At 66.1% G+C, this 20,560-nt stretch carries 18 protein-coding genes; 7 read left to right on the top strand and 11 right to left on the bottom strand.

Annotated features, from left to right (window positions below; translation table 11 throughout):
• Nucleotides 1–3 precede the first annotated feature (3 nt).
• Complete coding sequence (locus tag ACIBJI_RS16825) at nucleotides 4–819, top strand: hypothetical protein (protein WP_364347085.1); 816 nt, start codon at nucleotides 4–6, stop codon at nucleotides 817–819.
• Nucleotides 820–822: 3 nt separating this feature from the next.
• Here ACIBJI_RS16825 and ACIBJI_RS16820 read toward each other — a convergent pair whose 3' ends face one another.
• Genes ACIBJI_RS16820 through ACIBJI_RS16805 form a run of 4 tightly spaced genes read right to left on the bottom strand, consistent with a single transcriptional unit; the run spans nucleotide 823 to nucleotide 5,310 of the window.
• Nucleotides 823–2,214 (bottom strand): M1 family metallopeptidase, encoded by a 1,392-nt coding sequence (locus ACIBJI_RS16820; protein WP_364347083.1) that lies wholly within the window; start codon nucleotides 2,212–2,214, stop codon nucleotides 823–825.
• 53 nt (nucleotides 2,215–2,267) lie between these two features.
• Entirely contained in the window at nucleotides 2,268–2,903 is a 636-nt protein-coding gene (locus ACIBJI_RS16815) for a LysE family translocator (protein ID WP_364347081.1), read from the bottom strand.
• A 39-nt stretch (nucleotides 2,904–2,942) separates the two neighbouring features.
• The gene (locus ACIBJI_RS16810; protein WP_364347079.1) at nucleotides 2,943–3,611 is read right to left on the bottom strand and encodes a DUF3239 domain-containing protein; all 669 of its coding nucleotides are present in this window, start codon (nucleotides 3,609–3,611) and stop codon (nucleotides 2,943–2,945) included.
• A 40-nt stretch (nucleotides 3,612–3,651) separates the two neighbouring features.
• Nucleotides 3,652–5,310 (bottom strand): DNA repair helicase XPB, encoded by a 1,659-nt coding sequence (locus ACIBJI_RS16805; RefSeq protein WP_364347077.1) that lies wholly within the window; start codon nucleotides 5,308–5,310, stop codon nucleotides 3,652–3,654.
• 473 nt (nucleotides 5,311–5,783) lie between these two features.
• On the opposite strand from ACIBJI_RS16805, the gene ACIBJI_RS16800 reads away from it, so the two are divergent.
• Together ACIBJI_RS16800 and ACIBJI_RS16795 are read left to right on the top strand one after the other, a co-directional pair.
• Nucleotides 5,784–6,428: a LysE family translocator gene (locus tag ACIBJI_RS16800; protein ID WP_364347075.1), complete on the top strand. Its 645-nt coding sequence runs from the start codon at nucleotides 5,784–5,786 to the stop codon at nucleotides 6,426–6,428.
• A 34-nt stretch (nucleotides 6,429–6,462) separates the two neighbouring features.
• Entirely contained in the window at nucleotides 6,463–7,113 is a 651-nt protein-coding gene (locus ACIBJI_RS16795; protein ID WP_364347073.1) for a trimeric intracellular cation channel family protein, read from the top strand.
• Here ACIBJI_RS16795 and ACIBJI_RS16790 read toward each other — a convergent pair.
• Nucleotides 7,110–8,288, bottom strand: a complete 1,179-nt coding sequence (locus ACIBJI_RS16790) for a pyridoxal phosphate-dependent aminotransferase (RefSeq protein WP_364347071.1) — start codon at nucleotides 8,286–8,288, stop codon at nucleotides 7,110–7,112. The two genes, ACIBJI_RS16795 and ACIBJI_RS16790, sit on opposite strands and share 4 nt — an antisense overlap.
• Nucleotides 8,289–8,465: 177 nt before the next feature.
• On the opposite strand from ACIBJI_RS16790, the gene ACIBJI_RS16785 reads away from it, so the two are divergent.
• Nucleotides 8,466–8,669, top strand: coding sequence for a hypothetical protein (locus ACIBJI_RS16785; RefSeq protein WP_364347069.1), 204 nt, complete (start codon nucleotides 8,466–8,468; stop codon nucleotides 8,667–8,669).
• A gap of 50 nt (nucleotides 8,670–8,719) precedes the next feature.
• On the opposite strand, the gene ACIBJI_RS16780 is transcribed toward ACIBJI_RS16785, so the two are convergent.
• A complete protein-coding gene (locus tag ACIBJI_RS16780; protein WP_364347067.1) occupies nucleotides 8,720–9,640 on the bottom strand; it encodes a sigma-70 family RNA polymerase sigma factor in 921 nt (306 codons plus the stop codon).
• Between the two features lie 61 nt (nucleotides 9,641–9,701).
• On the opposite strand from ACIBJI_RS16780, the gene ACIBJI_RS16775 reads away from it, so the two are divergent.
• Together ACIBJI_RS16775 and ACIBJI_RS16770 are read left to right on the top strand one after the other, a co-directional pair.
• On the top strand, nucleotides 9,702–10,283 hold the full coding sequence (locus ACIBJI_RS16775) for a GNAT family N-acetyltransferase (protein ID WP_364347065.1): 582 nt from the start codon (nucleotides 9,702–9,704) through the stop codon (nucleotides 10,281–10,283).
• 81 nt (nucleotides 10,284–10,364) lie between these two features.
• Nucleotides 10,365–10,916 (top strand): class I SAM-dependent methyltransferase, encoded by a 552-nt coding sequence (locus tag ACIBJI_RS16770; protein ID WP_364347063.1) that lies wholly within the window; start codon nucleotides 10,365–10,367, stop codon nucleotides 10,914–10,916.
• A gap of 38 nt (nucleotides 10,917–10,954) precedes the next feature.
• On the opposite strand, the gene ACIBJI_RS16765 is transcribed toward ACIBJI_RS16770, so the two are convergent.
• The 4 genes from ACIBJI_RS16765 to ACIBJI_RS16750 all read right to left on the bottom strand — a co-directional run bounded on the left by ACIBJI_RS16765 (nucleotide 10,955) and on the right by ACIBJI_RS16750 (nucleotide 17,359).
• Nucleotides 10,955–12,097, bottom strand: coding sequence for a 3-deoxy-7-phosphoheptulonate synthase (locus ACIBJI_RS16765; protein ID WP_396959421.1), 1,143 nt, complete (start codon nucleotides 12,095–12,097; stop codon nucleotides 10,955–10,957).
• Nucleotides 12,098–12,318: 221 nt separating this feature from the next.
• Nucleotides 12,319–12,789, bottom strand: a complete 471-nt coding sequence (locus ACIBJI_RS16760; RefSeq protein ID WP_364347061.1) for a carboxymuconolactone decarboxylase family protein — start codon at nucleotides 12,787–12,789, stop codon at nucleotides 12,319–12,321.
• Between the two features lie 171 nt (nucleotides 12,790–12,960).
• Complete coding sequence (locus ACIBJI_RS16755; protein ID WP_364347059.1) at nucleotides 12,961–13,839, bottom strand: oxidoreductase; 879 nt, start codon at nucleotides 13,837–13,839, stop codon at nucleotides 12,961–12,963.
• 25 nt (nucleotides 13,840–13,864) lie between these two features.
• The gene (locus tag ACIBJI_RS16750) at nucleotides 13,865–17,359 is read right to left on the bottom strand and encodes an amino acid adenylation domain-containing protein (RefSeq protein WP_364347057.1); all 3,495 of its coding nucleotides are present in this window, start codon (nucleotides 17,357–17,359) and stop codon (nucleotides 13,865–13,867) included.
• A gap of 140 nt (nucleotides 17,360–17,499) precedes the next feature.
• Here ACIBJI_RS16750 and ACIBJI_RS16745 point away from each other — a divergent pair, with 140 nt between their 5' ends.
• Entirely contained in the window at nucleotides 17,500–19,119 is a 1,620-nt protein-coding gene (locus ACIBJI_RS16745) for an AMP-binding protein (RefSeq protein WP_364347054.1), read from the top strand.
• A gap of 119 nt (nucleotides 19,120–19,238) precedes the next feature.
• Here the strand turns inward: ACIBJI_RS16745 and ACIBJI_RS16740 are convergent, their stop codons facing one another.
• Nucleotides 19,239–20,549, bottom strand: coding sequence for a salicylate synthase (locus ACIBJI_RS16740; RefSeq protein WP_364347052.1), 1,311 nt, complete (start codon nucleotides 20,547–20,549; stop codon nucleotides 19,239–19,241).
• Nucleotides 20,550–20,560 lie beyond the last annotated feature (11 nt).

Below are 20,560 nucleotides of genomic sequence, written 5' to 3'. Positions count from 1 at the left end.
AGTATGAGGCTCGAAGAGGTCGCCGTCGACTTGTACGGACTAGACCCTGGTGAGTTCATCGCCGCCAGGGCGGCACGCGTGGCCGAGGCCAAGAATGCGGGCGATAAGGACCTCGCGACCGCCGTCGGCAAACTGCGCAAGCCGACGGTCGTTGCCTGGACGGTGAATCTACTGGCCCGCGCGGCGCCCGATGACGTCGATGCGCTGCTACAACTCGGCTCCGCGCTGCGTACGGCGCAGCGGGAATTGTCCGGCGACCAGTTGCGCACACTGACCACACAGCGGCAGCAAGTGGTCAATGCCCTTGCCAAGCGAGCGGGTGCACTGGCCGCCGATCGCGGACATCCGGTCACCGAGGCGGTACTGCGCGAGGTGGGCCAGACGCTAACGGCGGCGCTGGTCGACGACGCGGTCGCCGAGCAGGTTCGCAGCGGCACACTTGTGACGTCGGCGAATTATGAAGGCTTCGGTCCGAGTGGTGCCGCGCTCATTTCGGTAAGCGGCACGGGCACAACAAAATCCGCCGAACCCGCCGCCGAGGACAGTGCGCATCAGGAGCTCGATGACGCACTCGAGTCCCTCGAATCCGCCCGTGCGGCACGGGATTCGGCGCAGACCGAAGCCGAGCAGTCGGCACACCGGTTGGCCGAGAGCGAATCCCGCATCGAGGCACTGCGCGAAAAGCTCGCACACGCCGAACAGCAGAAGCAGTTCGCCCGCACCGCCGAGCGCGGCGCCCAGGACCAATTACGCGCGGCCCAGAAACAACTCGATCGGGCCGAGCGCCGGGTGGAACGGGTCCGCGAACGCGTCGACTGAACCTCAGCCGCGCAGGCCGCCGGGATAGAGGTACTCGTCGGAGGGGATTGTGGTGCGGTTCAACCATGCGTCGAAGAAGCCGGTCAGATCGGTCGGGGATTTCGACTGCATGAAGGTGCGGAACTCCGGCATCGAGGCGTTCCCGTAGGCGTGCGCGGCATTGAACTCCCGGATGGCCGTGAAGAATACATCGTCGCCGAGTTGTTTGCGCAGGGCATGCAGGAACAGCGGGCCGCGATAGTAGACGGAGGTGAATTCATTTCCGACGCCCGGGTTTTCCAGCGGGATATCCCAGAATTTCGGTTCGGCACGGTTCTTCCGAATGGTCTCACGGTAGGCCGCGTCGACGTCCTTACCCTCCTTTCGCTCCGGCCACAGATAGTCGGCGGTGTAGCTGGCGAAGCATTCGTTGAGGCAGATATCGGACCATTGCCGGACCGATACCGAATCGCCCCACCATTGGTGCGCGATTTCGTGTACCGCGGTTGGCAGGTCGGTCCACGGCGCGTAGATCGGACGGGTCTGGGTCTCCAGCGAGAACTCCAGATCCGCGTCGACGTAGATGCCACCCGCGGCGTCGAACGGATAGGGACCGTAAAGCGCCTCTTCGAAATCGATGATTTCGGGCAGGCGCTGCTCGGTTTCCCTATTGCGCTCCGCATTCGGGGCGAAGGCACTGACCAGCGCGGCGCCGTTGGCGCGACGCTGCTCGAGGTAGCTGTAGTGGTCGATCGCGACGGTGGTCAGATAGCCGAGCACCGGTTGGTGCGTCTCCCAGGTGACATTGCGCTTGGCACCGGTGACCGCATTCTCGGTCCGCACACCATTGGAAACCACCTCCCATTCCGCGGGAACCGACGCGTGCAGGGTGAAGGTGGCCTTGTCCAACGGGGTGTCATTGAGCGGATACCAGCTGGTGGCCGAATGCGGTTCACCCGAGACGAAGGCGCCGCCGCTGGGCGCATAGGTCCAGCCCCCGCCCTCGGTGTTCCTGGCCTGCCCGGCGTAATCGACCGTCACGGTGAAGGGCAGGCCGGGTAGCAGCGGCAGCAGTGGGGTCACCGTCAATTCGTGCTCGCCGTTGCGATCGAAGGCGGCGGGCAGGTTGTTCACCGAGACCATGCGCACATCCGGGCCGTCGAAGTCCAGGTTGAACATCCGCAGCGGCTGGGTGGCGGTGGCGTCGACCCTGGTTGTAGCGGTGAGTTGATTGCTCGGCGGGTCGTAGTCGATGCTGACCTCGTAGTGGCCGACGTCGTAGCCGCCGTTGCCGTCCAGCGGGTAGTACGGATCGCCGAGACCTGGCGCGCCGACGAGCGGATCGGCGTTCGCCGGAACCGGGGCGGCGACCAGTGCCCCGACCACGACCGCACACAACCAGCCGGACCACCTCATATGACCACCACCCCTTTCGCGGCCCCACCCGACCTCGGTGGATGGTAGCCGCTTCAGTCGGCGCTACCGGTGAGCGCCACCGACGCGCCGAGCCCGAAGATCATCGCACCGCCGGCACCGCCGACCGCCTCCAGTCGTTGCGGCGAGCGCGCGAACCAGGCGCGGGCCGATGCGGCGAGCAGGCCCCATGCGCTATCGGAGACCAATGCGATCGCCAGGAAGATGGTGCCGAGGATCAGCAATTGCAGCTGCAGCGAACCCGCCGACGGTTCGGCGAAGTGCGGCAGTACCGCGGAGAAGAAGACGATCGCCTTGGGATTGGTCAGCCCGACGAAGACGCTCTGCCGAAACACCTTGGCATCGGCGGGGTCGATCTGCGCGTTCAGCGCCGCCCGCAACGCCTTGCGCTCGCGAATCGCCTGGATCCCCAGGTACATCAGGTAGAGCGCACCGGCGAACTTGACCACGGTGAGCGCGAGCGCCGAGGCCGCGAGCAGGGTGCCAAGACCTACCGAGACCAGCAGTAGCGCGACGAAAACGCCAGCGGAATGACCGAATACCGAGACCAGAGCGGCGCGGCGGCCGAGTGCGAGGGCCCGGCCGATGGTGAACAGCACACCCGGTCCGGGGATGACGATGATGACAATCGATGCGGCGATGAAAGCCAGCAGGTTGGACGCCGGAACCATTTACCGAGTCTATTCGGCGGCGCAAGGGAATTCGGCTGATCAGGATCCCAGGTCACCGGGCAGCTGGTGCGGGTCGAGCAGCAACCGTTTGGCGGAGGTGCGCCGCACCTTGTCGGCGAGTTCCAGATTATCGGTGAGCAACCGCCATTCGACCTCGCTGATGGCCGCACGCGCCCGATCGATGACGGTGCCGTCGCGAGTGCCCCAGGCAATCGGCATGGCACTGACCGACTGCCAGCGCTCACCGACCTGACCCGGCGCCCGATCGGTGCGCACCGCCACCGACGGCACCCGCTCGCCCGCGCGCTTCTCATGTCCGGGCAGATCCCTGACCTTCCTGATCACCAGGGCATAGCGCCGATCATGGGCCTCCGGTTTCGAGATATCGACCAATGCGAGCAGTACGACGCCGCTCGGATGCGTTTCGGAGACCACCGCGGGCACCAGCTCACCGTCGGCATAGAGCTTGTCGATGCTGGAGCGGTGCGGCGTCCAGAACGCCACCCACAGCGCGACCACCGCGCCGAGCGCGAATGCGATCGCCAGCAGATAGGCCCACGGGTGGTTGAGCCAGATCAGATACGCGGTGCCGGTCGCGGCGATGACGGCGGCCGCGATCGCCATGACGCGCAGTCGACGTAGGTCGGCGAAGACTTCGTTGACCGCATGGGCGTGCTGCCGGTCCACCGCGAATTCGAAGCGTCGCACGTCTTATTCCTAGCACACGTATCGGAGATAATTCCTCCGCTTATCCTATGGCCGGTCCCAGCAAGTCATCGGCATCCGTAATGCGATACGCGTAACCCTGTTCGGCCAGGAAACGCTGCCGGTGCGCGGCATATTCGGCGTCCAGGGTGTCACGTGCGACGACCGAATAGAAGTGGGCTTGGCCACCATCGTGTTTCGGCCGCAACAACCGACCGAGCCGCTGCGCTTCTTCTTGCCGCGAACCGAATGTTCCCGAAACCTGTACCGCCACAGAGGCTTCGGGCAAATCGATGGAAAAGTTCGCGACCTTGCTCACCACCAGCACCGGAATCTCACCACGCCGGAAGGCATCGAAAAGTTCTTCGCGCTCTTTGGTTTTAGTCGAACCTTGAATTACCGGAGCATTGAGATCGGCGCCGAGTTCGTCGAGTTGATCCAGATACGCGCCGATCACCAACGTCTGCGCATCCTTGTGCTGAGCCAGAATCGATTCCACCACGGGGATCTTCGTGCGCGCGGTCGAGCAGAGCTTGTAGCGCTCTTCCGGCTCGGCGGTGGCATAGGCCATCCGCTCGGCATCGGTGAGGGTGACCCGGACCTCGATGCACTCGGCCGGGGCGATCCAGCCCTGTGCCTCGATATCCTTCCACGGTGCGTCATAGCGCTTGGGGCCGATCAGCGAGAACACATCGCCCTCGCGGCCGTCCTCGCGCACCAAGGTCGCGGTGAGACCGAGCCTGCGCCGCGATTGCAGATCAGCGGTCATCCGGAAGACCGGTGCGGGCAGCAGGTGCACCTCGTCGTAGATCACCAGGCCCCAGTCGCGGCTGTCGAAGAGTTCGAGATGTTTGTACTCGCCCTTGGTGCGGCGGGTGATCACCTGATAGGTAGCGATGGTGACCGGACGGATCTCCTTGCGCTCGCCGGAGTATTCGCCGATTTCCTCCTCGGTCAACGAGGTTCGCGCCAGCAGCTCACGCCGCCACTGCCGTCCGGCCACCGTATTGGTGACCAGGATCAACGTCGTGGCCTGCGCCTTGGCCATCGCGGCCGCGCCGACCATGGTCTTGCCAGCACCACACGGCAGCACGACGACACCCGAGCCACCGGCCCAGAACGAATCCGCGGCCATCTCCTGGTAATCGCGCAGATGCCAATGGCCGCCGATGTAGTCCAGCTCGATCGGATGCGCCTCACCGTCGACATAGCCCGCCAGATCCTCGGCGGGCCAGCCGATCTTCAACAGCATCTGCTTGATCCGGCCGCGCTCGGACGGATGCACGACGACGGTGTCGTCATCCACGCGGGCGCCGAGCATCGGGGCGATCTTCTTGTGCCGCAGCACTTCCTCGAGCACCGCGCGATCCAGACTGACCAGCGTCAAGCCGTGCGCCGGATTCTTCACCAGCTGCAACCGGCCATAGCGAGCCATGGTGTCCACGATGTCGACCAGCAGCGGCTGCGGCACCGCATACCGCGAGTAGCTGACCAGGGCATCCACCACCTGTTCGGCGTCATGCCCCGCCGCCCGCGCATTCCACAGCGCCAATGGCGTCACGCGATAGGTGTGCACATGTTCCGGCGCCCGCTCCAATTCCGCGAACGGCGCGATGGCCTGCCGCGCCACGGCGGCCAACTCGTGGTCGACCTCCAAGAGCAGCGTCTTGTCACTCTGAACGATCAGCGGACCGTCGGTCACAGCTCCGCCTCCCTAACGCTCGGCTCCGCTGCGACCGCAGGTGCTGTGTTGATGGTTCCCTCGCTACGCTCGGTCACAGCTCCACCTCGCTAGCGCTCGGCTCCGCTGCGACCGCAGGTGCTGTGTTGATGGTTCCCTCGCTACGCTCGGTCACGACTCCGCCTCACATCTCCTCATATACGGCGTCCGGCTTCATCCGATCGCTCGTGCGACTGCGGCCCATTCTCCCCGACACCACCGACAACCCATCGGATGCGGCATCGATCCTGCCCCCGCCGACGGGGATAGCTCGCGTCGGCCTCGCACATACAGCGTCCGAGCGGCCTATTTTGTTCCGGGACGGAATGCACCGATCGCCTATTCGCGTCTGGATACCGCGGGATCCCGCTGGATCGAGATGGGCGGGGACGCCAGTCCACCACCACCCAACTGGCCCGAGACGAGAGCGACGTGTGTGCGTGAGTATCGAGGGCATGATCGAAACTGCGGCGATTCTGGGAGTGGCGGCGGCCGCGTTGGGGATGGTGCTCACGCCGGGACCGAACATGATGTATCTGGTGTCACGCAGTGTTTCGCAGGGGCGGCGGGCCGGATTGGTGTCGCTCGGCGGGGTCGCGGCCGGATTCGGAGTCTATTTGGCGGCGGCCACGGCAGGGATTACCGCGGTGTTCGCAATCGTGCCCGGCCTGTATCTGGCGGTGAAGTTGGCGGGCGCCGGATACCTGCTGTGGCTGGCCTGGCAGGCGGTGCGCCCCGGCGGGACCTCGGTATTCGCCCCCGCCCAGCTGCCTCCGGATCCTACGCGCCGATTGTTCACCATGGGCCTGGTCACCAATCTGCTGAATCCGAAGATCGCGATCATGTACATGGCCTTGATTCCGCAGTTCGTGGCGCCCGAGCACGGCCGGGTGTGGTTGCAGAGCCTGTGCCTCGGGACGGTGCAGATCGCGGTGGCATTGACGGTGAACGGGCTGATCGTGCTCGGCGCGGGCGGGATCGCCGCCTTCCTGACCGGTCGACCGCTGTGGTTGCGGATCCAGCGCTATTTCATGGGCACGATGCTCGGCGGGATCGCGGTACTGGTCGCGACCGACCGTGCGCGGCCGATGCCTGCCTGAACGCGGGCGCCGCGGCATATGTGATCGTGTGCGCATGGCGCCTTTCGATTCCGCGGTGAATACCGCCCAGCACGTCGGGGAGTTGTTCGGCGTCTTCGCCTTCGCGACCTCGGGGGCGTTGCTCGCGGTGCGACGCGGATTCGACGTATTCGGGATCGTGGTGCTGGCCTGCAGTACGGCACTGGGTGGCGGTGTCATTCGGGATCTGGTGATCGGCCGGACGCCACCCGCGTCGTTCGTCGATCTCAGTTACCTGTGGACGGCGCTGGTCGCGGCCGCGATCATCTTCTTCTGGCATCCGTCACCGCGCGTGACCGGTGGTCCGCTCGGCGTGGCCGATGCGTTCGGGCTCGGGCTGTTCTGTGTGACCGGCACGGTGATCGCCTACAACCACGGTCTCGGCGCGCCATCGGCCACACTGCTCGGATTGGTCACCGCGATCGGCGGCGGAGTGATCCGCGATCTGCTCGGCGGGCAGACGCCAAGTGTGCTGATACCCGAGCAGATCTATGCGGTACCAGCACTTTTCGGTGCGGCAACAACCGCGACGCTATTGCATTTCAATGCCTACAACCCGATCACCGGCGCCTGCGCCGCGCTCTGTGCCATCGCATTTCGCCTGCTCGCGATGCGGTACGACTGGCACGCACCACAGGCGCGGCGTCGCCCGCAGGACCGGGCCTAGCCCACTCGAACACCGGCCCGGAGTCGGCGCACACCCTCGTCGAGAGTTTCGTCGCGTTTGCAGAATGTGAAGCGCACCAGGTGATTCCACGCCGCGACGTGGTCAGCGAAGGCGATGAGCGGCACGGCCGCGACACCCAGCCGAGCCGGTAGTTCCCGGCAGAAGGCCAAACCGTCGGTTGCGCCGAGCGGTGTGATGTCCGCGCAGATGAAATAGCCACCCGCGCTCTCTTTGACTCCGAAGCCGGTGTCCTTCAGCGCGGCGGCGAGGCGCAGTCGCTTGTCCGACAGCGTGTCTCGCAGCGCGGCGACCCAGTCGAGTTCATGGTTCAGCGCGTGCGCGACGGCGGGTTGGAACGGCCCACCGGCGACGAAGGTCAGGAACTGTTTGGCCGCGAGCACTCCGTCGATGAGTTCGGCCGGACCCAGCGCCCAGCCGGTCTTCCAACCGGTGACGCTGAAAGTCTTCGCCGCGCTGGACACCACGACGGTGCGCTCGGCCATACCGGGCAGGGTGGCGAGGCTGATGTGCTCGTTGCCGTCGTAGACGAGGTGTTCGTATACCTCGTCGGTGAGCACCAATAAGTCGTGCTCGCAGGCGATTTCGGCGATCGCGGTCAGATCGGCGCGGTCGAGTACGGTGCCGGTCGGGTTGTGCGGTGAATTGACGATCAGCATCCTGGTCGCGGGCGTTATGGCGGCGCGCAGGCTGTCCAGGTCGAGTACGAAGCGGTCACCGTCGGCGACGAGGTGGGCGGTGCGCCGTTGCGCTCCGGCCAGGGCCACCGCGGCCGCATAGGAGTCGTAATACGGCTCGATCAGCACGACCTCTCGGCCGGGCTCGACCAGACCGAGCACGGCGGCGCTGATCGCTTCCGTCGCGCCGACGGTGACCAGCACCTGGGTGTCCGGGTCGTACTGGGTGCCGTAGCGGCGGGCCCGGTCGGCGGCGATGGCGCGCCGCAGGATCGGCATACCGCGGCCGGGCGGGTACTGGTTCAACCCGTCGGCAATGGCCTGGCGCGCGACCTCGAGCATGCCCGCGGGCCCGTCGGTATCCGGAAAGCCCTGGCCCAGGTTGATCGCCTCGTGACGCACAGCTAAATCGGTCATCTCCGCGAAGATCGTGGAGGCAAAGGGGCGCAGGCGGGCGACGGTCGCGGGTTGCGAGGACATATCCGGAGAGTAGCCCAGCGATCGCTATTGTTGCCATCAGATAGCGAAAGGCTATATTTCACTTTTGATTTGAGCCTTCTACCTGCGAAGTTGTGCGTTGCCCCAACGACAGCTAGCCTCGCCGTGTTATACCTCACAAACCGCCGGCCTGCGGCGGTATCTCGAAAGGGGCGCTTTATGGCCTCGTATCTGGACCTGGTACTGCAGCCGGCCGCGTCGGAGGCCGCCGGAACGGTACTGGGTTTCCTGCGAAATGTCGCACACGATCTGATCGCCGGCTTCGGTTCCTCCACCGGCGATTGGTTCAACGGCTCATCGACCGGCAATAGCGGCACCGGATCGTCGACCGGGGACTGGTTCCTGGGCTCGTCCACGCCGTAATCCGATGGCGGTGTCAGGCCCGGCGATGAGGGCCACGGCCTGGCACCGCCTCACCCCAGACGGACGTGGGACAGTTTTTCCGGATTCGCGAGATCGTAGGTACCCCAGACCAATCCGTCGCGAACCGCGAATCCGATCACCCGGGGCGGACCCTCGAGCCGCCCGTAACCCGGACCGACCCGATACACGACCAAACCCAATTGCCCATTGACCGTGGCGAATTCGAATTCCAGCGTCGGTTCCGAGGAGCCGTCCATACCGTACTTGCGCACCAGCCCGAGGAAGAAACGAGCGACCTTGTCCGCGCCGGCGATGACATTGATCGCGGTGGATGTGGTGCCGTTCGCATCGCCGATCATCACCGAATCCGGGTGCAGTGCAGCGGTTATCGCGGCGATATCACCGGCGGACAGCGCGTCGATGAACTTACGCACCGCTGCCGCGTGCTCGACATCCGGGACGGGCGGCGGGGCCTGTGCGACGGATTTCCTGGCCCGCACGGCCAGTTGACGCGCCGCCTCCACCGAAATGCCCAGGATTTCGGCGATCTCGTCGAACGGCACCGAAAGCCCGTCGTGCAGTACGAATGCCACCCGCTGCGGTGGCGTCAGACTCTCCAAAACCACCATGGCCGCGAGACTGCATTCCTGTTTGCGGACCACCGCCTCGAGCGGATCCGGCATGGTCGATGGCGTGATAGCGGTCACGACCGGTTCCGGGAGCCACTGCCCCACATAGGTTTCCCGGCGTACCGCGGCACTGCGCAAGCGGTCCAGGCAGATTCGGCTGACTACTGTGGTCAGCCAGCCGCGCAGGTCCTCGATCTCGGATTGGTGCGCACCGGCCAGCCGCAGCCAACTCTCCTGCACTGCGTCCTCGGCGTCGCCCGCACTGCCCGTCAGCCGGTAGGCGACCGAGAGCAGATGCGCCCGATGCGATTCGAACAAGTCGGCGAGAAGAGCGGCAACCATTGAGCTGATTCTACGTTCCGCGCTGATAGGCCCGACGAGCCGGTCATGACACCATGCTCATATGGAGGATCATCCGCTATCGGACACAACCATCTGGTTGTCGCGGCCGACCGAGGCCGATATCGACGATATCGTCGCATGCTGCCAGGAGCCCAGCATTGCCGAGTGGGTGACGATTCCGGTGCCGTATCACCGCAAGAATGCCGAATCCTTCCTCGACGATATGGTCGCGCCGGGCTGGGCCACCCGCAGCCCGATCTGGGCGCTGCGCACGCGCGCCGATGGGCCGGTCGTCGGCATGATCGATCTCAACGCGCGCGACGAGTCGGCATCGGAGATCGGTTTCTGGTTGGCCTCCGCGCAACGCGGACGCGGACTGATGTCGCGTGCGGTCGCCCTGGTGTGCGAATTCGGTTTCCAGCCCGCAGGATTGGGGCTGAGCCGGATCAGCTGGCGCGCCTTCGTCGGCAATCACGCCTCGGCCGCGGTGGTCCGCCGCAATGGTTTTCGCTACGAGGGCATGGCGCGACTCGGCAGCATGCAGCGCGGCAGCCGCCGCGATACCTGGCTGGCCGGACGACTGGCGACAGACCCGCCCGGCCCGGCACCCGATTGGCCGACCGGGATATTCGGCATCGCGTAGCGATTCGATGAGGGTGGCGGTCGGGAGACGAGTGGGCCCGAACCGCCGACCGGCGCGGCGCAACAGTCGTAGATTACGAATATGGCGGCCGATGCCCGATTCGAGTGGATCGCCGAAACCATGCACCTGCGGCCCGACGACCGGATCCTGGAGATCGGTCCCGGCTCCAGCGACTCGATCGCGTACCTGGCCGCACGGCTGGACGGCGGTCGGATCGTCGGCGTGGACCGTTCCCCGACGGCCATCGCCCGTGCGGCAAAACGCCATGCCGCACTGATCAAATGCGGCAAGGTCCACCTGTTGCACGCCGGATTGGAACAGCTCGACCGGGCCCGGGTACTCGCCGAAATCGGACCGGCCTGCGGCTTCGACAAGATTGTCGCCGTCAACGTGAATCTGTTCTGGACCAAGCGGCCCACCGCCGAACTAGCACTGATACGGCAGGTCCTCGCGCCCGACGGCACACTGTTTCTGTTCTACGGATACGGACAGCCGGACGGACCTTCCAGCGCCGGTCCCAAGCCCGCGCCCGGACATCTCATCGATTATCTGGCCACCGCGGGCTTCGACGGCGCCACCGTCTGCTCCGGCGGTATCCTCGGCGTTGTCGCGAAACCGCGCCGAAATCCGTAGCCGCGCCCCGGCTTTCACCGGGGCGACAGGCTCGGGTATCAGCGATCGCGGCGCCGCTGCACCGCGTCGGCGAGGCGATCGAGCTGGGCGGCCGTGGTCTCCCAATCGATGCAGGCATCGGTGATGGACTGACCGTAGGTCAAGGCGTCGGCGTGCCCGAGGGTCAGATCCTGGCGGCCCGCGACGAGGAAGCTCTCCAACATCACCCCGACCACCCCCGGCTCACCGGCGGCCAACCGGCCCGCGATATCGGTGACCACATCGACCTGCTTGTTGTGATCCTTATTGCTGTTGCCGTGGCTGGCATCCACCACGATCCGCTGCGGAAGCGATGCCTTCTCCAAGCGCATGCAGGCCTCGCGGACCGAGGCGGCGTCGTAGTTCGGGCCGGTGCTGCCGCCCCGCAGGATCACATGGCAGTCCGGATTTCCGGTGGTGCGGATCAGCGCCGAGCGGCCGTCCAGATCTGTGCCGGGGAATACGTGGCTGGCCGCGGCGGCCCGCACACCGTCGACGGCCACCTGCACATCGCCGTCGGTGCCGTTCTTGATCCCGACCGGCATGGACAGTGCGCTGCTGAGCTGGCGGTGCACCTGGCTGGCCGCGGTGCGCGCGCCGATGGCGCCGTAGGAGACCAGATCCGCGATGTACTGCGGGGTGATCGGGTCGAGGAATTCACAGGCCACCGGCAGGCCGAGAGCGGTGATATCGACCAGTACCTTGCGGCCGATGCCGAGGCCGGTATTGACGTCGAAGGAGCCGTCCAGGTGCGGATCGTTGATCAGACCCTTCCAGCCCAGGGTGGTGCGCGGCTTCTCGAAGTACACCCGCATCACGACGTGCAGCCGATCGTCCAGCTCGGCCGCCTTGGCGGCTAAGCGACGTGCGTAATCCAGCGCGGCGGCCGGATCATGGACCGAACACGGTCCGACGATCACCATCAGGCGATCGTCGGCACCATCGAGCACGTCGACGGTGGCTTTGCGACCGGCTCGGACCACATCGGCCAGGGCATCGGTGATCCGGTGCACCTGACGCACCTCGGCCGGTGAGCGCAACGGGCTCACACTCAGCGTGCGTTGGTCGTCCAAACCGAACAGCATCGCGGAGCGATTCGATGAGGGGTGGTGGTCGGGCGACGGGTGGGCATGCCGCGCGTCGGCGTCGGCTGCGGTAGTCATCGTTTGTGGGTTCCTTTACTTCAAGGCCGACCCACGGAGGTGAAACCCGTCGAGCCGGTCAATCATCCGGCTCGGGGTGGAGGTGAGGTCAGCGCAAATGGTTGCCGCAGACCGACCCACCCGGGGCCGGCTTGCTAAACCAGAAATAGACGCGCTGCACGACGGTGACTGTACCAGGGACTATCCCGAGGTAACCGCAGGGCCGATTTTCGTGCCGCAGCTCACCCCAACTGACCGGGGACGTAACCACCGGCCGGGGTGCGGACGATCACATTCATCCGGTTCCACGCGTTGATCGTGGCGATGGCCGCGATGAGCGCAGCGGTCTGATCGTCGTCGTAGTGCTTGCGCACCTGCTCCCAGGTCTCGTCGCTGACGCCGCGGCCGTCACCGATGCGGGTGGCCTCTTCGGTGAGGGCGAGAGCGGCACGCTCGGCCTCGGTGAAAACGGTGGCCTCGTGCCATGCGGCGACGAGGTTGAGTCGCACGGCGGTCTCACCCGCGTGCGCGGCATCCTTGGTGTGCATATCGACGCACATGCCGCAGCCGTTGATCTGGCTGGCGCGGATCTTGACCAGCTCGTAGGTGGCGGCGGGCAGGGACGATCCGTCGACGACCTTGCCCGCGGTGATGAGGCGCTTGACGTAGCTGCCGGCGACCGGGTTGGCGTAGAGGTTGAAGCGCTGTTCCATGATCTCTGCCTTTCCATTCGGTTGGGTTCACAGAGAGGACGACGCGGCCCATCCGAGTGTGACATCCCCGAATGTGACCCACATCATGAGACCGCAGCCTGGGGCACTTGAATGACGACACCCTGGTCAGTAGAGGTCGAACCGAGTCGACCTGCGCCGCAACGGATTCGGCTACTTGCCGAATGCGTAGACAACGCCGGTAAGCTTCTCCGACAGCTCCCACAGGCCGCGCGCGACCTGCTCGTCCTTGGATGCCGCGGTGGAACCGGACAGCCCCGGGTAGCCGCGCATGGCGCCCCATCCGTCGGGACCATAGAACGCGCCCGGCTCGACCTGCTCGGTAGCCGCGTAGATCTCCGGCAACGCACCCATTTCGGCGCTTTGGGCCAGCAGCCGGTTGCCCAGCGCCATGACCGTGTCCAGGATGGATTCGGTGTGCGACTGCAGTTCCGTTGCGGCATAACCGGGATGCGCGGCCACCGAAATCTTCGACGAACCCGCCGCGGTCAACCTGCGCTGCAGCTCATAAGCGAACATCAGGTTGGCCAACTTCGCCTGACCGTAGGCCGACCAGCGCTGGTACTTGCGGCGCTCCCAGTTCAGATCGTCCAGATCGATCTTGCCGGCCCGGTGCGCACTGCTCGAGACCGTAACCACCCGGTCCGAGATCTTTTCCAGCAGCAGCCCGGTCAGCGCGAAGTGACCGAGATGGTTTGTGCCGACTTGCATTTCGAAGCCGTCGGCGGTCCGTCGCTGCGGCACCGCCATTACGCCCGCGTTATTGATCAGTACGTCGGCCCGGTCGACCGCATCGGCGAACGCACGCACCGAGGCCAGATCCGCGAGATCGAGTTCGCGCACCTCGGCCCGCGCACCGATCTCCCCTGCCACTTTCTCGCCCTTGGCCACATTCCGACAGGCCAGGACCACCTGCGCACCCGCCCCGGCCAGCGCACGCGCCGTCACCGCCCCCAGCCCGCTATTCGCGCCGGTGACGATGATCGTGCGGCCACTCTGATCGGGAATGTTCGAGGTATCCCAATGGCTCATGATCGCCAAGTCTAGTGTGCGCGGCTCACGCCTGGGCGAGGATCTCCTCGTCGGTCATGGCCAGCACCTCCAAGTACAACTCGGCGACGGCATCCAGGCGGTCGGGCGTACCGCGGCTGGTCTCCCGCTCCACCAGACGCCCCGCCAACCCGGCCACCGTCCGGCCGACCAGCAGATCGGCGACCAGCGCATGGTCCACCTCCAGCCATTCGCGGATCCTGGCGACGGCCGTGGTGGCCAGCACCGAGTCACCGCCCGCACCGAAGAAGTCGTCGTGCACGCCGATGCGATCGGTACCGAGCACTTCGGCGACGATGGTGCCCAGCGCGGCCTCCAGCGGCGTGCGCGGGCCTGCGTCCACCGCTTCGGCCGTATCGGGCTCCAACAGCGCAACCACCGCGCGCCGATCCAGCTTGCCGTTATCGGTCAACGGCATCTGCTCGAGGATCTCGATGCGAGTGGGAATCATGTAGCCGGGCAACAGATCTCGAACCGCGGTGACAATTGCCTCGACGGAGGCGACCTCGCCCGAGACCGCCGCGACCAACTTCGGCGCACCCGTGCCGACCACGGCGGCCACCGCGTGCCGCACACCCGGTGCGGTGCGCAGTCCGCTTTCCACCTCGCCCAATTCCACCCGGTAGCCGCGGATCTGCACCTGATGGTCGGCGCGACCGAGGAATTCGATGGTGCCGTCGGGCCAGTAGCGCGCCATATCACCGGTGCGGTACCAGCGCAGATCGTCGTGCACGACGAACCGTTGCGCGGTGCGCTCCGGATCGTTGCGATAACCCGCCGCGACATTCGCACCGCCGACCCAGAATTCGCCGGGCACCCAGTCCGGGCAGTCGCGGCCAGCCGAATTCACCACGCGGCAGCGCACATTGCGCAGCGGCACACCGAACGGGACGGTGGCCCAATGCCCGGGTGGGTCGGCGACCTCGCAAATGGTGTTGTGGATGGAGGTTTCGGTGGCACCGCCCAATCCGGAGAACCGGCAGCCGGGCACCTGCTTCGCCAGCCGCCGCGCCAGATCCGCGCCGACCCAATCGCCGCCGAGGGTGACCGCGCGCAACGAAGCGCCCAGGTGGTCCCCGCCGATCTCCAGGATCATATCGAGCATGCTCGGCACGCAGTTGAGGATCGAGACCCGGTGGTGGGCCAGCAATTCCACCCAACTGGTGGCCTCCTCGCGCTGCGCGGCCGACAGCGCGACGACCGAGCCGCCGACGGCGAACATGCCGAACATGTCGTAGACGGAAGCGTCGAATTCAAGCGCGGACAGTCCGAGTACCCGGTCGGTCGGGCCGACCTCGAACCACTCGTTCACCGCGTCGATGGTGTTCATCGCACCGCGGTGCGGCACGTCGACGCCCTTCGGGACACCGGTTGAGCCGGAGGTGAACAGCACATAGGCGATCGACTCCGGATCCGGAATCACCGGCTCGGCCAATGGATTCGGATGGGTACGCGCCGCCCACAGCGGCAGACAGGTGATATCCGGGCGGCCCATATCGCCGCCGTCGACGGTTAGCGCGGCGACCACGTCGCCGGTGCGCAGGATCTCCGCGCGTCGCCCGACCGGTTGATCGAAACCGATGGGCACATACGCGGCACCCGCCGCGAGCACACCGAGTACGGCGAGTATCTGATCCGGTCCCTTCGGCAGCTGTACCGCGACGGTTTCGCCGGGCCGGACCCCGATCTCGCGTAGCGCGGCCGCGACCGAGAGCGCTTGTGCGGCAAGTTCGCCGTAGCTCCAGCCGCCGTCCACGCCGTCGCGCCGCCACAGCACCGCGGGTGCTTCGGGTGCGCTGCGGGCATGGTCGAAGAAACCCTGGTGCAGCGCTCGTCCGGAGACCGGGCCGTCGGTCGCGTTCACCGCGGCACGCACGGCGGCCTGGGCGACCGGCAGCTGTACGGCGGCCTCGGCGCTCCAGCCGGCTTCGCCCGCACCCAGCCTGCTGATGGCCTCGGTGTAGCTGGCGAACATGGCGTCGATCATGCCCGTGGGGAACGCCGATTCGCGCACGTCCCAGTTCAGCAGTAGCCCACCGCGCACCTCGGTGACCTGCGCGTCCAACAGCACCTGCGGGCCTTGCGAGATGATCCACACCGGCTCGCCGAACGTCTCGGTGACCGAGGTGGCGAACAACTCGCCCAGGTTGAGCGCGCTGGTGTAAACGATCGGCGCGAGCACCGGCTCGCCGCGCTGTCTGCCGAGATCGCGCAGCACTTCGAGTCCGGAATACGCGGTGTGCGCACCGCTTTCGTGCATCGCACGCTGCAGTGCCTTGGCCCGCTCGGCGACCGTCACGTTGTCGGTGACATCCACCTCCAGCATGATCGAGGAGGTGAAATCACCGATCACCCGGTCGATATCCGGATGCACCGGTTCACGGTGGAACAGTGGCACATTCAGCAGGAAGCGGCTCTGCGCCGACCAGCCGCCGATGGTCTCGGCGAATACCGCGGCCAGTGCCATTGCCGGTGTAATGCCGCGGGCATGCGCGGCGGCGAGCAGCCGCTGCTTGGCTTCCGGCTCCAACCAGTGGTTGTAGCGGACGGTGCGATGCGGCTCGGCGCGTTCGCTGACCGGAATGGTCGGCAGTTCCGGTGCGCCGGGCAGCTCCGGCAGCCGATCGCGCCACCACTGCTTATCGCGTTCCCTGGCAACGGAATCCACCGTGCGCTCGGTGCGATAGCGGCGATAGCTGTAGCCCTGCGGCGGCACCGTGCCGCCGTGGTAGAGCTCGGCGAGGTCGGCGACGAGGACGCGATAGCTCATCGCGTCACCCGCGATCATGTCGACATCGAGATGCAGCCGGGTGCGACCGTCGGCGAGCAGGCTCAGTGTCACATCGAGCACCTGGCCGTCCTCGATGGACAGCCGCTGATGAGTCTTGCTGTCGCGCAATCGCTCGAGCTCGGCCGCAGCCGCCGCGGAAGTAAGCGCGCGTAGATCGACGACCGAGAACACGGGCCGACCCGGGTTGAGAATGGTCTGCTGGGTGCCGTCGGGAAGGAACCTGGTTCGCAGCATCGGATGCACCGCAACGAGACCCGTCACCGCCCCCGCCAATCGTTCGGGATCGACCTCGGCACCGTCGAATTCGACATACAGGTGTGCGGCGACACCGCCGAGATCCTGTTCCTCACAGCGACCAACCCAATAGGCGTGCTGCATCGACCCCAACGGGAAGGGCGCGAATTCATCCTCGGGATCTACGTTTTCGACCCGTCCGGGTTGGACCGTCGTGACGGATTCGTCGACACCGAGCAACCGCGCCCACTCCGCGACCGACGGCGCCGCCGCCAACTGCGCGAAGTTGATCTCCAGCCCATGCTTGCGCCAGCCGCCCGCCAACTTCATGGTGCGAATGGAGTCCAGTCCGAGCTGGATCAGATCATCGCCATCGGCGATCGTCTCGACGGGAACGTCGAGCTGCCTCGCGATGGCCGCGCGAATTTCGTCCCGGCTGATCCCCGCCCCGTCCCCCGGTCGCTGTGCTGGCTCCATCTGGCGCTGTCACTCCTTGGTCGCCGCCGCATCCGGCGGATCGAGACTGCTCGGCGGTAGCCTACCGCATTGAGATAGGGTTGCCTAACCTATGTTATGAGACCCTTAATCGGGCAGCAGATCTTCCAGTGAGGCAGACCGTGACTTCGACATCCACCTCGCCCACCCATCACGACGGCTACGTCCCCTTCCCCGCCACCGACGCCGCTACCTATCGCGCGGCCGGTTACTGGACCGGCCGCCCACTCGGCGACCTGCTGCGCGCGACCGCGACCCGGCACCCGCACCGCACCGCACTGCTCGATGCCGACAACGCGCGCACCTACGCGTGGGTGGATGCCGAAGCCGACCGAATGGCCCACGGATTGCTCGCACTCGGCATCGCGCCGGGCGATCGGGTGGTAGTACAACTGCCGAATGTGCCGGAGTTCCTGACGGTCCTGTTCGGATTGCTACGCGCCGGAATCATTCCGGTGCTGACCCTGCCCGCCCATCGCCGCGCCGAAATCGAGCATCTGGCCGGACTTTCCGAGGCTGTCGCGTACATCGCGGCGGACCGGCTCGGTGACTTCGACTACCGCGAACTGGCCGAAACTCTCCGTTCGGCCGTGCCCACCCTGCACCACGTTCTGATACTCGGCGATCCGGGAACCTTCACCGATCTGAATTCGATTCCCCGCGACGGTGGTTCACTGCCCGAAATCGATCCGAGCGATATCGCGCTGATGCTGGTCTCCGGCGGCACTACCGGCCTGCCGAAGCTCATCGCGCGCACCCACGACGACTACGTCTACAACGCCACCGCAAGCGCCGAGGTCTGCGGGCTGACCGAACACGACGTCTACCTCGCGACACTGCCCGCCGCACATAACTTCCCTCTCGCCTGCCCCGGCATCTTGGGCACCGTCTCGGTCGGCGCGGCCGTCACCTTCATCACCGATCCGAGCCCGGAAAGCGCCTTCGTCGCCATCGAACGACATCGCGTCACCGTCACCGCAGTCGTGCCGCCGCTGGCCCAACTCTGGTGCGCGGCAACCGAATGGGAGGACGCCGACCTCGGCTCACTTCGTCTACTCCAGGTCGGCGGCGCACGGCTGGCCGCGGTGAACGCCCGCGAGGTCGCGCCCGCGCTGGGCGTGCAATTGCAACAGGTCTTCGGTATGGCCGAGGGCCTGCTCAACTACACCCGCCTCGACGACAGCGCCGATATCGTCTGCACCACCCAGGGCCGTCCGCTCTCGCCTGCCGACGAGGTGCGGGTCGTGGATGCCGAGGGCAACGATGTCGCTCCGGGCGAAGAGGGCGAACTGCTCGCCAAGGGGCCCTACACAATCCGCGGCTACTACCGCGCGCCCGAACACAACGCCCGCGCCTTCACCACCGACGGCTACTACTGCTCCGGCGATCTCGTGCGCCGACTGCCGAGCGGCCATCTGATCGTCTCCGGCCGTATCAAGGACGTCATCAACCGCGGCGGCGAGAACATCTCCTGCGATGAACTCGAGGAACATCTGCTCGCCCACCCGTCGGTCCGGCATGCGGCAGCCGTCGGCTTCCCCGATGCCGCGCTGGGTGAAAAGGTCTGCGCCGTCCTGGTTGTCGACGGTGAGATGCCGACCTTGGCCGAGCTGAAGTCCTTCCTCACCGACCGTGGCCTGGCGACCTACAAACTCCCGGACCTGCTCCGCCAGACCGACGAACTGCCGATCACCGCCGTCGGCAAGATCGATAAGAAGGCCTTACGCACCAGCCGAGGCTGACCGGAACGGTCGGGGGTGGCGCGAGTCCGATATCGCCACCCCCGATCCGAACCCCGGATAACCGGGTTGCCCCAGCAGATGATTCGGAACGCGGGCCGACCTTGATGGGTCTGAATTTGCTAGGCCTTGACCACGTAGGGCGCGACACTGCCCAGCTTTTCGCAGGTCTCCTCGAATTCGCGCTCCGGCCGCGACTGCCCGACAATGCCCGCACCGGCCCGCAGCCACGCACCCTGGGTGGTCTGGTACACCGCCCGCAGCACCAGCGCCGCCTCCATCGCACCGCTCGGCGAAATCGTCACCACGGCACCGGAATACAGACCACGCGGCGCACCGTCGAGACGGAATACCGAATCGACACCCGCACGCTTCGGAATACCGGACGCTGTAACCGACGGGAACAAAACCTCCAGCGCATCCCAACTGGAACGATCTGCCGCGAGCCGCCCGCGCACCGTCGAGGCCAGGTGCTGCACGCTGCCACGTTCGCGAACCGCCATGAAATCGGAGACCGCGGGCGTGCCGGGATCGGCCACCTCGGTGATCTCGGCGAAGGAGGTCTGCACCGAAATCGCGTGCTCCACGATTTCTTTGGGATCGGTGATGAGCTCAGCGCGAGCCGCCATATCGATCGCTTCGCCGAGTCCGAAGGCGCGTGTACCGGCGAGCGGCTCGGTGGTGACCACCCGATCCTCGTCGACGGAGGCGACCAACTCGGGACTGAATCCGGCGGCCTCGAGTCCACCGAGGCGAAGCAGGAACGAGCGCGCCGGAGTGTTGTTGGCGCGGCCGAGCCGATAACTGGCCGGGACATCCACCGCGAACGGCAGATCGACCTTCCTGGACAGGATGACCTTCTGATAGCGGCCGGAACGGATTTCCGCGACCGCCTCGGCGACCCGATCGCGATATCCGGTCGGATCGAGACGCACGTCGACCGGATGCGCCTGCGGCAGTTCGGTTTCCTGGGATGCGGCGATGAGATCGCGAATGTCATTGGCCTCGGTCGGTGTCGCCCCGGAAATCCGGACGCCGAACTCGCCGACACGCACCTCGATGCGCGGAATCATCAGATGGGCCAGTGCGGTACGCGGATGCAGATGCCGCGTCGCATCCAATGCCCATGCGCAGAATTCGAATCCGATCCAGCCGTAGGCCTGGCGCCCGCCGAGCGGCAGCGTGGCGAGCGCGTTGTCGACGACGCGTGCCGGGCTGCCCTCCCAGACACTGGTGGCGCCGCGCCCATCCCAGGACACGCGTAGTTCGTTGGCGTCGAGTTCGACACTGCCGAGCGGATCCGCGGCGAATACCCATTCGCCGGGCCGTTCGTACATCACGTATTCGCCGAAGCGCTCGGCCGCCGCCAGCCGGGACATCGCTGCCGCCGGATCGGTCACATACTCAACGCGCGAGCGCTCCGTGGTCGACAACGATCCTCCAA

Source organism: Nocardia sp. NPDC050408 (assembly GCF_044458905.1).
Taxonomy (GTDB): domain Bacteria; phylum Actinomycetota; class Actinomycetes; order Mycobacteriales; family Mycobacteriaceae; genus Nocardia.
Note: the sequence above shows the minus strand (reverse complement) of the source record. Positions and strands in the feature narration are given on the sequence as shown.

What these genes read in the sequence shown, in the direction of transcription:
- ACIBJI_RS16825 (WP_364347085.1), top strand. Translation starts at nt 4, where the DNA reads ATGAGGCTCGAAGAGGTCGCCGTCGACTTGTACGGACTAGACCCTGGT.
- ACIBJI_RS16820 (WP_364347083.1), bottom strand. Translation starts at nt 2,214, where the DNA reads ATGAGGTGGTCCGGCTGGTTGTGTGCGGTCGTGGTCGGGGCACTGGTC.
- ACIBJI_RS16815 (WP_364347081.1), bottom strand. Translation starts at nt 2,903, where the DNA reads ATGGTTCCGGCGTCCAACCTGCTGGCTTTCATCGCCGCATCGATTGTC.
- ACIBJI_RS16800 (WP_364347075.1), top strand. Translation starts at nt 5,784, where the DNA reads ATGATCGAAACTGCGGCGATTCTGGGAGTGGCGGCGGCCGCGTTGGGG.
- ACIBJI_RS16795 (WP_364347073.1), top strand. Translation starts at nt 6,463, where the DNA reads ATGGCGCCTTTCGATTCCGCGGTGAATACCGCCCAGCACGTCGGGGAG.
- ACIBJI_RS16790 (WP_364347071.1), bottom strand. Translation starts at nt 8,288, where the DNA reads ATGTCCTCGCAACCCGCGACCGTCGCCCGCCTGCGCCCCTTTGCCTCC.
- ACIBJI_RS16785 (WP_364347069.1), top strand. Translation starts at nt 8,466, where the DNA reads ATGGCCTCGTATCTGGACCTGGTACTGCAGCCGGCCGCGTCGGAGGCC.
- ACIBJI_RS16780 (WP_364347067.1), bottom strand. Translation starts at nt 9,640, where the DNA reads ATGGTTGCCGCTCTTCTCGCCGACTTGTTCGAATCGCATCGGGCGCAT.
- ACIBJI_RS16775 (WP_364347065.1), top strand. Translation starts at nt 9,702, where the DNA reads ATGGAGGATCATCCGCTATCGGACACAACCATCTGGTTGTCGCGGCCG.
- ACIBJI_RS16770 (WP_364347063.1), top strand. Translation starts at nt 10,365, where the DNA reads ATGGCGGCCGATGCCCGATTCGAGTGGATCGCCGAAACCATGCACCTG.
- ACIBJI_RS16765 (WP_396959421.1), bottom strand. Translation starts at nt 12,097, where the DNA reads ATGACTACCGCAGCCGACGCCGACGCGCGGCATGCCCACCCGTCGCCC.
- ACIBJI_RS16760 (WP_364347061.1), bottom strand. Translation starts at nt 12,789, where the DNA reads ATGGAACAGCGCTTCAACCTCTACGCCAACCCGGTCGCCGGCAGCTAC.
- ACIBJI_RS16755 (WP_364347059.1), bottom strand. Translation starts at nt 13,839, where the DNA reads ATGAGCCATTGGGATACCTCGAACATTCCCGATCAGAGTGGCCGCACG.
- ACIBJI_RS16750 (WP_364347057.1), bottom strand. Translation starts at nt 17,359, where the DNA reads ATGGAGCCAGCACAGCGACCGGGGGACGGGGCGGGGATCAGCCGGGAC.